Here is a 12,354-nt window from a genome sequence, read left to right on the forward strand (position 1 = left end):
CTTGTACATTGTGTCCAAGTGCGGTCAAAACTTCTTTCGCTTTTTTGTGAAGTGTGTGATTTAACTCACCATGCGAATGTCCGAAATTTTTACCACCATCCAATAATAAAATCTTCATCTTTTGCTCCTAAAATAAATAATTATAAAAATGAGGCCATCATTATGCCTTTTTACTTTAATTTTTAAAAGTACATTTGCTTACCATACTATTTGAGACTATAAGGGATGCTACCTATTACGACTAAGCAGTAGCATCAATATTCATTATTTTCCTTCAACCAAACAAGCCTTTTCAATCAGCTCTCTCACCCAGCAATAGGCAGGATCTTTATGTGTCCGTTCGTGCCAAATCAATGTTTTGGTGAAACCTTGAATTTTAAGAGGGGGCTCAAAGCGTTTGAGATTATTAAAATGAATAATCAAGCGCTCAGGCACAACTACCAGTAAATCGCTTTGCTCCAGCAATTCAGGCAAGACAATAAAGTTTTGTACCGATAGGCTGACATTTTTTGTAGCCCCATCGCTTGCAGGGCTTTGTCTGTAACACCGCTGAAGCTGCCGCCATGATAGGAAATCAAGGCTTGCTCTAACTGGCAAAACTGCTCAAGGGTCAGTTGGGATTGTTGGGCTATGGGGTGATCGTGTCGAACGGCACAGATATAGCGTTCATCATACAAATTTTTTCCGTGAATATCTGGTGCTTGGAAGTCCGGCGTGACTAACGCAAAGTCGATTTGTCGCTGTTCCAGCTGATTTTTTATGATGCTTTCGTTAATCGCCAATACCGCCACTTTAATTTTCGGTGCTTGGATTTTCAGTAAATACAAGACGGGCTGCGGTTTTCAGTTCATTGCCGAACAGCGTTTACTGTTGTTAGGCTATTTCCTCGTTGCCTCAACCTCCGGCTTGGTTATGTTGTTGCTGGCTACTTTGAATTTGGCGAGACAGAGACGGTTGTTGGTGAAATGAAAAATCATGTGGCTTCAAGGTGTGATAAAACTGACATGGTTTTAGGTTGCCTGAAAACAGCGTAAGCACAGTCGGATTCTAAAATCCAGATACACTTACTGCCAGTGTATCCTTACACCTCCTTCAGCCACTCAAACACCAATTCTGGTATTTTCTAGCACTACCGTAAATACTTTTCCTTGTCGCTTTAACAAACCGAATACGGCAACTCTTTGTTTTCCTTTACGATGACCGACAAAATAGTTTTCATTAAACTCAATTTGACCATCACAAACCTCATCGGCTTTAAGGGCTAAATGATAGCTAATGACTTCACAAATTTTTCGGTAAAATAAAATCGCTGAATTGGCTTGGATACCGAGTAAATCAGCCACTACCCGGGCTGTAATTTCTAATACAAAAAATTCAAGGAGCTTATTTTGTATAGATTTCTTTAATTTACAATGAGTTATCTTCATTTTTATAGACTAGCATACTTGCTAATCTACGTTAGTCCCTAAATTTATTTCAAAAGTTAGCTTTTGATTTTTCTAGGCAGAATAGAAAAATTCGGTATTATGTAGCGGTAGCATAATAAAATAATTAACACTCTTTCAATGAGAAACGGAATATCTCCACTTGTTAGGAGCTAGATATGAAAAAACTCACCTTCTCTCAACTCACATTTAATGAAAACAACACACCCGTTTCCGAGCAGTTTGACGACATCTATTTTTCTACCCAAGATGGCTTGGCAGAAAGTTACTACGTTTTCCAAGAGGGTAATCAACTTTGGGAACGCTGGCTTTCACATGAGCGTGAAAGTTTTGTAATTGCCGAAACAGGCTTTGGCACGGGCTTAAATTTTATGGCGGTAGCAGATAAATTTCAGCAATTTCGGGCGGAAAACTCAACACATAAACTGCAACGTTTGTATTTTCTCTCATTTGAAAAATATCCGTTAACTTCCGCACAATTAAGCCAAATTCACGAAAATTATCCGCAATTTGCAACACTTTCAGCAAATTTAACCGCTTGTTGGAAACCTCGCCAAGTAGGCGGCCAGCGTTACCATTTCGGTGAGATTTATCTTGATATTTGGTTTGGTGATATGCAAGAGAGTCTTTCACAATGGGGCGATTTATATGACGAAGCTGTAGATGCTTGGTTTTTGGATGGTTTTTCGCCCGATAAAAACCCCGAAATGTGGAATGAGGGGCTTTATCAGCAGATGTTCCGCACTACACGTATGGGCGGCACTTTTGCCACTTTTACGGCTTCAAGCAATGTTAGACGAGGATTGCAAGCGGTCGGTTTTGAGGTGAAAAAACGCAAAGGCTTCGGCAAAAAACGAGAAATGTTGTGGGGCACAAAAAATGCTGAAGTTGAAAGCCAATCGCAACAATTTCCTTACTTTTACCAGCAAAATGCTGAACATTGCCAAGATATTGCGATCGTTGGCGGTGGTGTAGCAAGCCTCTTTTTGGCGTTATCACTGATTGAAAAGGGCAAAAAAGTCACGCTTTATTGCAAAGATGATCAGGTTGCTCGCAATGCTTCGGGTAATCTGCAAGGGGCTATTTATCCGCAATTAAGCGATGATGATGATCGCAATGTGCGATTTTATGTGCACGCTTTTGATTACGCTCTGCAACGCTTGAATGGGCTTAAACAAGCGGTCGATTTTGAGCATGCTTTAACAGGCGTGGCACTTTATGCCTACGATGAAAAGCAGGTCAAAAAGTTAACAAAAATGGCGGAAATCATGCAAGATGATAGCCTATTTCAACTCTGTTCTGCAGAAGAATTGAGCGAAAAATTAGGTGTTTCTGTGCCAAATAGCGGTGCCTTTATTCAAGAGGGTGGTTGGCTTTCGCCCGTGCAATTGGTGCAAAACGGCTTTGCTTTATTAGAGAAAATGGGGCTGAGTATTGTGCTTAATCACGAGGTTTGTGCTCCGCAATGGGAGAATGAAAAATGGCACTGGCAACATTCAGGCGAAACTTTCTCGCATGAGGTTCTAGTGCTTGCCAATGGACATAGTTTTAACGAATTCGTACAGGCTCAAGGCATTCCGCTTTACTCTGTTCGCGGGCAAGTAAGCCAAGTGCCGACCACTGAAAAGTTATCTTCGCTCAAATGTGTGATTTGTTACGATGGTTATTTAACGCCGCGATCTTCAAAAGGTTTGCATTGCATTGGTGCAAGCCATATTCGTGATAATGCGACTACCGAATTTAGCCTTGCAGAGCATCAAGAAAATCTTGCAAAACTTCAGCAAAATGTGACCGCTTGTGATTGGGTACAGGGGCTGGATTTATCAGGCAATCTCGCCAAAGTTGGCATTCGAGCAGCCTTTCGAGATCGTATTCCAATGGTTGGGGCAGTGCCGAATTTTGAGGCTCAAAAAGCTCAATATGCAAATTTGTATAATTTGCTTCGCCGCAAACAAGCGGTCGAAAAGGCGGAAAATTTTACCAACCTCTATATGATTAACGGCTTGGCTTCTCGGGGCTTAACCTCAGCCCCGTTATTGGGCGAATTGTTGGCAAGCTTAATTGTAGGTGAGCCTGTGCCAATCAGCGAAGATATTTGGCAAGCCTTAAACCCAAACCGCACGTGGATGCGAAAGTTGTTGAAGGGGAGTAGAGTATAAAAGTAGCCCAAAGTAAATTATGACTTTGGGCTATTAATTTAGGTTAATCACACGGCAAAATCTTAATTGCCAAGCCGCCTGTTGAGGTTTCACGGTATTTGGCGTTCATATCTTTTCCCGTTTCGTACATCGTTTCAATAACCTTATCTAAGGTAACTCGAGGTTGTGTTGTTAAGCGTAACGCCATTCGGCTGGCGTTGATGGCTTTAACCGCTGCAATCGCATTACGTTCAATACAAGGCACTTGCACTTGTCCGCCCACAGGATCGCAAGTTAAGCCTAGGTTATGTTCCATTGCAATTTCTGCTGCAATACAAACTTGATCTGGTGTACCGCCCATAATTTCGGTTAAGCCCGCTGCTGCCATTGAACAAGCCACACCCACTTCGCCTTGGCACCCCACTTCTGCCCCTGAAATTGAGGCATTCATTTTATATAACGAGCCAATCGCACTGGTTGCTAACAGATAACGCTCTATGGTTTCTTGGTTAAGTGGGGCGATAAATTGCTGATAATAAGCCAACACGGCAGGCACAATGCCACAAGCACCATTCGTAGGTGCAGTAACTACTCGTCCACCTGCTGCATTTTCTTCATTTACCGCTAAGGCAAACATATTAACCCAGTCGATAATTTGCATTGGATCTTGGTTGAATTTACTATTCGCTTCCAAACTTCGACGCAGTGAGGCTGCTCGGCGAACTACTTTTAGCGAACCTGGCAATAAGCCTTCAGTGTGCAAGCCACGCTGAATACAGGCTTCCATTGTCTGCCAAATATGAGCAAGATAGTGTTCAACTTCTCCTTTCGAACGCAATGCCAACTCATTTTTCCACATTAGGCTAGAAAGCGGTAAACCTTGCTCACGGCAATGTTTTAACAAGTCTTCCGCATATTGATAAGGAAAAGGTACGTGCACTTCGTTTTGAGCCGTTTTACCAAAATGTTCATCATCGACAATAAACCCACCACCAATCGAATAAAATGTTTTTTCGAAAAGTAGCTCATCTGCATTGAACGCTTTAAGCGTCATCCCATTTTCGTGACGAGGTAAAAAGTCGTAATGAAACGGCATATCTTTGTAGAAATCAAAATCAATGGTATGCGTGTTTGAACTATCTGCTTGAGCTAAATAGAGCTTATGGGTTTGCTTGATTTGCTCAATCGTTGGCTCAATGCTTTCAATATCCACATTATCTGGCAAATATCCCATCAAGCCCATTACTACGGCAATGTCAGTGTTATGCCCACGGCCAGTAAGCGAAAGCGAGCCATAAATATGAGCTTCTAAGCGGTTAGTTTTGCCTAATAATTTGCAAGCAATAAGTTCATCAATAAACTGTTTTGCAGCTTTCATTGGACCGACAGTATGAGAACTGGAAGGACCAATTCCTACTTTAAACATATCAAACACGCTAATCATAAAATTTACGAACTATACTTTGTAAAACTAAAGGAGCGGTATTCTACTTGAAAGTCGAAAAGATATAAACTTAAAAAAGCTATTTTAATTTATAACGATTAATGCTTTGTTTACTTCGACAGCTCAAATTGTGTTACCAATCAAGTAAACAGTTGGATAGCCTTTCGCTTGGAATGTTACGCCCATCGCCTCACCTAAAATCTCGGTCAATTGTGGTGTAGCGTACATTTCCGTTGTGCCGTGAGAACCGCCAGTTTTATTTAAAATAATACCTTTGAACTCCATCGATTTTTCCAACGATAAACTGGTTATATTAGTAAAACTTTGTGCTTTGAGTAGGTTGCTATTCCCGTTCATATTGCACAAAAATTTTGATGGATTTAGGTACAGTTTTTTTGGGCAATTTCACCCAATGATCTTCATGTGTATGAGTCAAGATAATGGCATCAACACTTTTGAAAGTGTCTTCTGCTTTGTCTACTATGCCTATACTATTCTTCTAACGAATACGGCAATTCACAAATCTGCAATGCAATGCCATTCACACGGAAATTTGCTTCTCGCTCTACATCTTTGTTCATTACTACTTGCAGACACAATTTATCTTGATAATGCACAGCAGAAAGAATTGTTCCTGTTGCACGCCAGTTTTCACCGAGTTGCATTTCAATGCTAGAAGCAATTTCTGGTAAGGTAATTTCGCCTGCAACTTGACCAACCAACGTAAACATCGCACGTTTATTTGCACCGCGATATTTTGCTCTTGCCACGGTTTCTTGCCCGATATAGCAACCTTTGGTAAAGGAAATCGCATTTTCGATCGCTTGTAAATTTGCTGCTTGAGGAATAAGTTCAAATTGGTTCGCTTTAAGTAAAATCGGCAAACCGTCTTGAATATCTATTAAATCCCAAAGTTTAGCCGGACCATTTATTTCTAAATTTTCACCCCACACAATTGCACGCTTTTGCCCTTGTGGGAACACTAAAGCGGTCGAATTTTCGTGAAGTTTTGCCAAGATCTCACTGCTTGTTACACCATAGAGTTTGGTATCTAATTCGGTGAAAGTCACTTTCGAGAACACTGCATATTTTTTGAGCTGAGTTAAAGCCTCAGGCAATAAATCTTGATGGATGATGGCAAAAAATTGCTCTTGGCTCGCTCGATATAAACGGAACAAGGCACTCATTTTACCTTTTGGATCACAGTGGCAAGTCAGAGTGTGGCTGCCTACTTCAAGCTTCGCTACATCGCAAGTTAATTGCCCTTGCAGATATTTTTCTGCATCCACACCAGCAATTTCAATCAAACGATATTGTTCAAGTAATACGCAAAGATCAGGATAGATTTTGCTAATTTGATTACATTCACATTTCATTTTAAATCCTTAAAAAAATCCTTGTTCTATTCTAAATTTTGGATCTGCTCACGCATTTGCTCAATAAGCACTTTCAATTCCACCGCAGAATTAGTAATATCAGCGTTGATTGATTTTGAAGCCAGTGTATTGGACTCGCGATTGAGCTCTTGCATCATAAAGTCTAATTTACGTCCTACTGCACCGCCTTTTTTAAGGATTGAGCTAGTCTCTTTCACGTGCAATTGCAAGCGGTCTAATTCTTCCGCCACATCGACACGCTGTGCGGTGAGTACCATTTCTTGCTCTAAGCGTTGTGGATCAAGTTGTAGATTAAGCTCCTCAAAGCGTTGTTGCAGGCGATCTTTTTGCCATTGCAACACTTCTGGCATCTGCTGTTGCACGCTTTGTGCAATCTCAGTAATGCTGTCTAAACGCTGTTGAATAATCGCCTGCAGATTCTCCCCTTCGCGCCCACGCATTGCGATAAAGTCAGCTAAAATCTGTTCAAAACCCGCTAATAAATCTTGGGCGATTTGGTCTAAATCTTGGCTTTGTGTATCTACCACTCCTGGATAACGTAACACATCTACCAAATTAATTTCTCCTTCTCCCGCAATGCTTTGCAAGGTTTTAAGCGAAGCGATAACTTGTTCTGCATAATCATTATTTAATGCAATTTTATTGTTGCTTGCTTGTGCTAATTCTACACGTAGGCTACATTCTACTTTCCCACGGGTAAGCAAGTTACGCAGGCGTTCGCGTAAGCCCATTTCTAAATGGCGGAAGACTTCAGGCAGACGGAAATAGGTTTCTAAAAAGCGTTGATTGACAGAGCGAATTTCCCATACTGCATTGCCCCACTCTTTTTTAATTTCTAAATGAGCAAAGGCGGTCATACTATAAATCATCTTGATTGTCCTGTTTTATAATGAAAATTAGCTTATTGTACTGTAAAATAGCCAAGAATTTTAGTAGAAGGAAAGAAAAACTATGCGTCCAAATAATCGCGAATTAAACCAAATCCGCCCTGTAAAAATTACCCGTCACTACACCAAATATGCTGAAGGCTCTGTGTTAATTGAATTTGGCGAAACCAAAGTGCTTTGCAATGCAACTATTGAAGAAACTGTGCCGCGTTTCTTAAAAGGGCAACAACAAGGCTGGGTAACGGCAGAATATGGCATGCTCCCACGTGCCACCCATTCCCGCACCCAACGCGAAGCGGCAAAAGGCAAGCAAACAGGCAGAACGATGGAAATTCAACGTTTAATCGCGCGCTCTTTACGTACTGTGGTCGATCTTAAAGCCCTTGGCGAACGCACTATTACCGTGGATTGCGATGTGATTCAAGCCGATGGCGGCACGCGCACCGCATCTATCACTGGTGCTTGTGTAGCACTACACGATGCCATTGCTCACTTAATCGAAAATGGTACGCTTAAAACCAGCCCACTTAAAGGCTTAGTCGCTGCGGTTTCTGTTGGTATTGTGGATGGCGAAGCGGTTTGTGATTTGGAATATGTGGAAGATTCAAATGCGGAAACCGATATGAACGTGGTAATGGTTGAAGATGGCAGAATGGTTGAAGTGCAAGGCACTGCAGAAGGCGAACCGTTCTCACACGATGAATTATTGCGTTTGTTAGACCTTGCAAAACAAGGGATTAACCAGTTAGTTGCAGCACAACGTGAAGCGTTAAATCTATAATTTTCCATCATTTATTTGGTAGGGCAGACTTCCAGTCTGCCATTGCATTTCTTTAACAGGTGGACTGGAGTCCGCCCCACATTTAGTACCTATGACAATCGATCCAATCTGGCTCTACATCGGCTTAATTTTACTCAGTTTTCTCTCCATTACCCTCTTTTTTCTGCATTCTCGCTTAGCAAACGAAGCGGCAGAACAGAAAGTTCAACTTGCCCAACTTTCGCAAAAGGCAGAACAGCTTGCGACTGAAAAATCACAGGTAGAACAATGGGCTGTGCAGTATAAAGTTCGCTCCGAAAATGCGGAAAATCGTATTAGTGAAAAAGAGAGCGAAATTCACCGCTTGCAAGCGAAAATTGATCAAGCAGCTCAGTTGGAAGATCAGCAAGAGAGTTACATCAACGAGTTGAAAGAACGCATTGGGGCAACACAAGCAAAGGTGGAGAGCTTGGAAGAACAACTTGCTTTTAGCCATCAACATTTGAACCAAAAAGAACAAGAATGCCAACGCTTGAATGGACAATTCATTCAATCTCAAAATGAACTAACTGAATTACGCACGACTTTAAACGAAAAACAGGCAAATTTTGAAGAGCAACAACGCAATTTTGTGCAGGTAAAACAGCAGCTAAATGTGGAATTTCAACATCTGGCTCAACAGATTTTAGAAGAAAAAAGCCAACTTTTCGCTCAAAGTAATCAATCCTCATTAGATGCATTACTCAAACCATTTAAAGAGCAAATCGAAGGCTTCCAAAAACGTGTGAATGAAGTACATAGCGAGTCGCTTAAAGGCACGGCAAACTTGGAAGCAGAGATCAAGCGAGTGTTACAAATTGGTGTGTCGATGTCAGAAGAAGCACAAAATTTGGCAACTGCTTTGAAAGGCAACAATAAAATCGCAGGTAACTGGGGTGAAGTGCAACTAGAAAGTGCGTTGCAATCGGCGGGTTTATTGGCAAATGAGCATTATGTGGCTCAAGAAAATTTTCGCGATGAAGAGGGCAAGCGTTTTGCTCCTGACTTTGTATTGCATTTGCCTGATAACAAGCATTTAATTATCGACAGCAAAGTCTCGCTGGTAGCATATGACAAAGCAATTCGTGCCGAAAATCAAACTGAAGTGTTACAAGCACTCGATGAACACTGCCGCTCGTTGCGGGCACATATTGATGGGCTTTCCAAGAAAAATTATAGCTCACTTTTAGGCGTGAAAAGTCCTGATTTTGTGCTGATGTTCGTGCCGATTGAGCCTGCTTATATTGAGGCAATGAAGCACGATCCGCAGCTCTTTAACTTTGGTTATGAACGTAATGTGATTTTGGTTTCGTACACCACGCTAATGCCGATTTTACGCACAGTCGCAAACCTTTGGCGAATTGAACGAGGTAACAGCGAAGCTCGTGAGATCAGCGAAAAAGCGGGTGATATTTATAACCAAGTGTGTACCATTGCTGAACGTTTGAGTAAGCTTGGCAACACGCTAAATACCGTAAATAATCAGTACAATCAAACAGTCACGGCTTTGGTTGGGCGACAAGGTTTGCTTGGTAAAGTTGAACGTTTCCAACAGCTTTCAACTAAAGCCAGCCAAAATGTGCCGCAAGTCGAATTTATACAGAATGATTTGGATACGGCGAGATTGGAATTGTTGGTGGAGAAAGAGGAATCATGAAAAAATTACTTATCATCGACAACCACGATTCTTTTACCTTTAATTTGGTGGATCTCCTCCGTCCGATTTGTCGTGAACTCAACATTCCAATGCAGATTATCTTTAGTGAGGAATTGGATTTGGATGAAGTGGAAAATTTTAGCCATATTCTGATTTCGCCAGGGCCTGATGTCCCAAGAGCTTATCCGAATAATTTTGCGATGTTAGCGCGTTATTCTCAGCATAAATCTATTTTGGGTGTCTGTTTGGGACATCAAACCATTGCGGAATTTTTTGGTGGGGGGCTATATAACCTTGCAGAAGTTCGGCACGGGCAACAACGCCCATTAAGCCAGCTTGAAGAGAATCCGCTGTTTGATGGTTTGCCTGAAAGTTTCAACATTGGGCTTTATCATTCATGGGCAATTTCGCAAAATTCTCTTGAAAAAACACCGCTTGTTGCAACCTCAATTTGCGATCAAGCGGTGTTAATGGCGTTCAAACATGCTAATCTGCCAATTTACGGGGTACAGTTTCACCCCGAATCTTTTATTACCGAATATGGTCGGGAAATGTTATCCAATTGGCTAATGAGCGAGTAGGCTTGGAAATTTTTTTGGCACAAGGAAAAAGGCTGGCACAACAAAAATTGCCATTAAAATAAACATATAAGAAGGGCTATATTGATAGAGCAAGCCCGAAATAAAGGTAAAAATTGCCACAATAGCACAGTTTGATAAGCCAAAATAAAGCCCTTGTAACTTGGCGATTTTTTCTACTTTTTGGCTAGAAATATAGCGAATCATCGCAAAATGCGTCATGGCAAAACTAAATGAATGCAAACATTGTTCAAAAATAAACAATGTTGGATCGGTAATGTTTGCCAGCAAAATCCAACGAGAAATGGTGACTGCTGCGGCAACCATCATTAAATAGTGGATTTTTACCTTGCCTAAAAAACGTTTAGCAAGAAAGAACATACAGATTTCCGCTACCACTGCAATGCCCCAAAGCAGGCTGATCATCTCTGTTGAAATACCAAGCGATGACCAATAGAGCGTGCTGTAAGTGTAGTATGCCGCATGCGAGCCTAAAATGAGCGAAACGGTAATTAGCATTCGGCAAGCGGTCTGTTCTTTGAAAATTTCCCAAGAACTTGGCGAATTTGTTGCGTGATGTTCGCTGTTTTGTTGTAACGTAATTGAAGGCTTGAATGATTGCCCGAAAGCGAGTAATAACATAAACCCCATGAAAATAAAGAGCACTGATTCTGCGCCTAAAAAGCCGACAAGATAACCGCAACTCAGTGAGCCCACCACAAAGGCGATTGAACCAAACAAGCGAGACTTACCATAATCTAATCCCACCTGTTGCTGCCAGATGGACGCGATACTGTCTGCGATTGGCATAGCCCCTGCATTGAATATGTGAAACAGCATTAACAACGGGAAAAGCACCCAAATATTATCCGCAAAGAGGAAAATGAACGGAATGACAGCGAGATTCAGCCAAGTTAAACCGCGAGCGGTTGGAATGAGATGATCGACATGTTTTACCCGTTGTGAGGCGAGTAAGCCCCCTAGAAAGCGGAAAATATAACCCACAGAGGCGATTAAACCGATCATTTCTGCACTATATCCATAATGTTTGAGCCAAACAGGTAGGAATGGCAACATTACGCCATAAGCACAAAAAAAGCCGAAAAAGTTAAAAGATGCCCATTTAAACGGGGAAAGTGTGATCATAACAATTGCTCCATTTCGTTAGCTCGTGAAATAGCGGCTTGCATTGCTTGCTCAACAGTTTCTGCTAAACGTTGTTGCTCGAAAACTTCCAACGCTTTTGCAGTTGTACCACCTTTTGAAGTCACATTTTCACGTAGCTGTGAAAGTGGAATATCGGGATTGGCTTGCACTAATTTCGCCGAGCCAAGAGCGGCTTGTTGTACTAAAAAGCGAGCATCTTCCGCAGAAAAACCCATTTTTTCCGCGGAGTGTTGCATCGCTTCCATAAAGCGGAAAAAGTAAGCGGGGCTTGAACCTGTAAGTGCGATAATCTGATTGATTTTATGCTCTTCATCCACCCAATGACATTGCCCAATGGCAGACATTAGCATCTCCGCCAATTGACAAGCGGTCGGATTCACTGACGATTTTGCAAATAAGCCCGTTAAACCTTCGCTAATTAACGCAGGCGTATTTGGCATAGTGCGAACGATGTTTTTAGCGGTCGGTAAAAGTTGTTCAAGACGAGCGATAGAAATGCCAGCTGCCACCGAAATAACGATTTTTTGTGAAAAATCAATATCTGCAAATTCAGTGCAAACTTCCGCCATTATTTGTGGCTTCACAGCTAGGACGACAACCTCAGCCTGCTCAACTGCTTCACGATTGGTAAATTGTGTTGCAATTCCTACCGCTTGTAATTCATTGCGACGGGTTTGGTTGCTTTTGTTGCAAGCAATAATTTGGCTTACAGGATAACCGCTTTTTAATAAGCCTTGAATGATTGCCCAAGCCATATTGCCTGTGCCTATGAAGGTAAGTTTTGGATGTTGCATTTTAGTGTCTCTTTTATTATTTTTTCCTACAAGGGAGAAATAGTAGAT

Annotated in this window: 11 protein-coding genes and 2 pseudogenes; 4 read left to right on the forward strand and 9 right to left on the reverse strand. The window is 41.6% G+C overall.

Annotated features, from left to right (window positions below):
- From QMF79_RS05580 to QMF79_RS05590, 3 genes and pseudogenes are all read right to left on the reverse strand, one after another.
- Positions 1–118 (reverse strand): annotated as a pseudogene (locus QMF79_RS05580) (NADPH quinone reductase MdaB); the annotation flags it as partial.
- 319 nt (positions 119–437) lie between these two features.
- On the reverse strand, positions 438–827 hold the full coding sequence (locus QMF79_RS05585) for a LysR substrate-binding domain-containing protein (protein ID WP_281773046.1): 390 nt from the start codon (positions 825–827) through the stop codon (positions 438–440).
- A 288-nt stretch (positions 828–1,115) separates the two neighbouring features.
- Positions 1,116–1,427, reverse strand: a pseudogene (locus QMF79_RS05590) (IS1595 family transposase); the annotation flags it as partial.
- A 176-nt stretch (positions 1,428–1,603) separates the two neighbouring features.
- On the opposite strand from QMF79_RS05590, the gene mnmC reads away from it, so the two are divergent.
- Positions 1,604–3,604 (forward strand): bifunctional tRNA (5-methylaminomethyl-2-thiouridine)(34)-methyltransferase MnmD/FAD-dependent 5-carboxymethylaminomethyl-2-thiouridine(34) oxidoreductase MnmC, encoded by a 2,001-nt coding sequence (gene mnmC / locus QMF79_RS05595; RefSeq protein ID WP_281773047.1) that lies wholly within the window; start codon positions 1,604–1,606, stop codon positions 3,602–3,604.
- A gap of 43 nt (positions 3,605–3,647) precedes the next feature.
- Here the strand turns inward: mnmC and QMF79_RS05600 are convergent, their stop codons facing one another.
- From QMF79_RS05600 to QMF79_RS05615, 4 genes are all read right to left on the reverse strand, one after another.
- Complete coding sequence (locus QMF79_RS05600) at positions 3,648–5,027, reverse strand: L-serine ammonia-lyase (RefSeq protein ID WP_281773048.1); 1,380 nt, start codon at positions 5,025–5,027, stop codon at positions 3,648–3,650.
- A gap of 123 nt (positions 5,028–5,150) precedes the next feature.
- Positions 5,151–5,312 carry a hypothetical protein gene (locus QMF79_RS05605; protein ID WP_281773049.1) on the reverse strand — a complete coding sequence of 54 codons (162 nt, stop codon included), beginning with the start codon at positions 5,310–5,312 and terminating at the stop codon, positions 5,151–5,153.
- Between the two features lie 206 nt (positions 5,313–5,518).
- Positions 5,519–6,403, reverse strand: a complete 885-nt coding sequence (locus tag QMF79_RS05610; protein WP_281773050.1) for a folate-binding protein — start codon at positions 6,401–6,403, stop codon at positions 5,519–5,521.
- A 26-nt stretch (positions 6,404–6,429) separates the two neighbouring features.
- Positions 6,430–7,293 carry a YicC/YloC family endoribonuclease gene (locus QMF79_RS05615; protein ID WP_281773051.1) on the reverse strand — a complete coding sequence of 288 codons (864 nt, stop codon included), beginning with the start codon at positions 7,291–7,293 and terminating at the stop codon, positions 6,430–6,432.
- An 82-nt stretch (positions 7,294–7,375) separates the two neighbouring features.
- Between QMF79_RS05615 and rph the strand changes: the two genes are divergently transcribed.
- The 3 genes from rph to QMF79_RS05630 all read left to right on the forward strand — a co-directional run bounded on the left by rph (position 7,376) and on the right by QMF79_RS05630 (position 10,348).
- Entirely contained in the window at positions 7,376–8,092 is a 717-nt protein-coding gene (rph, locus tag QMF79_RS05620) for a ribonuclease PH (RefSeq protein WP_281773052.1), read from the forward strand.
- 91 nt (positions 8,093–8,183) lie between these two features.
- On the forward strand, positions 8,184–9,767 hold the full coding sequence (gene rmuC, locus QMF79_RS05625; RefSeq protein ID WP_281773053.1) for a DNA recombination protein RmuC: 1,584 nt from the start codon (positions 8,184–8,186) through the stop codon (positions 9,765–9,767).
- Positions 9,764–10,348, forward strand: a complete 585-nt coding sequence (locus QMF79_RS05630; RefSeq protein WP_281773054.1) for an anthranilate synthase component II — start codon at positions 9,764–9,766, stop codon at positions 10,346–10,348. The genes rmuC and QMF79_RS05630 overlap by 4 nt, the downstream gene beginning before the upstream one ends.
- Here the strand turns inward: QMF79_RS05630 and QMF79_RS05635 are convergent.
- The gene (locus tag QMF79_RS05635) at positions 10,334–11,491 is read right to left on the reverse strand and encodes a 3-phenylpropionate MFS transporter (protein WP_281773055.1); all 1,158 of its coding nucleotides are present in this window, start codon (positions 11,489–11,491) and stop codon (positions 10,334–10,336) included. The two genes, QMF79_RS05630 and QMF79_RS05635, sit on opposite strands and share 15 nt — an antisense overlap.
- On the reverse strand, positions 11,488–12,306 hold the full coding sequence (gene proC / locus QMF79_RS05640; protein WP_281773056.1) for a pyrroline-5-carboxylate reductase: 819 nt from the start codon (positions 12,304–12,306) through the stop codon (positions 11,488–11,490). The genes QMF79_RS05635 and proC overlap by 4 nt, the downstream gene beginning before the upstream one ends.
- Positions 12,307–12,354 lie beyond the last annotated feature (48 nt).

Source organism: Pseudohaemophilus parahaemolyticus (genome assembly GCF_938021905.1).
Lineage (GTDB): Bacteria > Pseudomonadota > Gammaproteobacteria > Enterobacterales > Pasteurellaceae > Haemophilus_A > Haemophilus_A parahaemolyticus_B.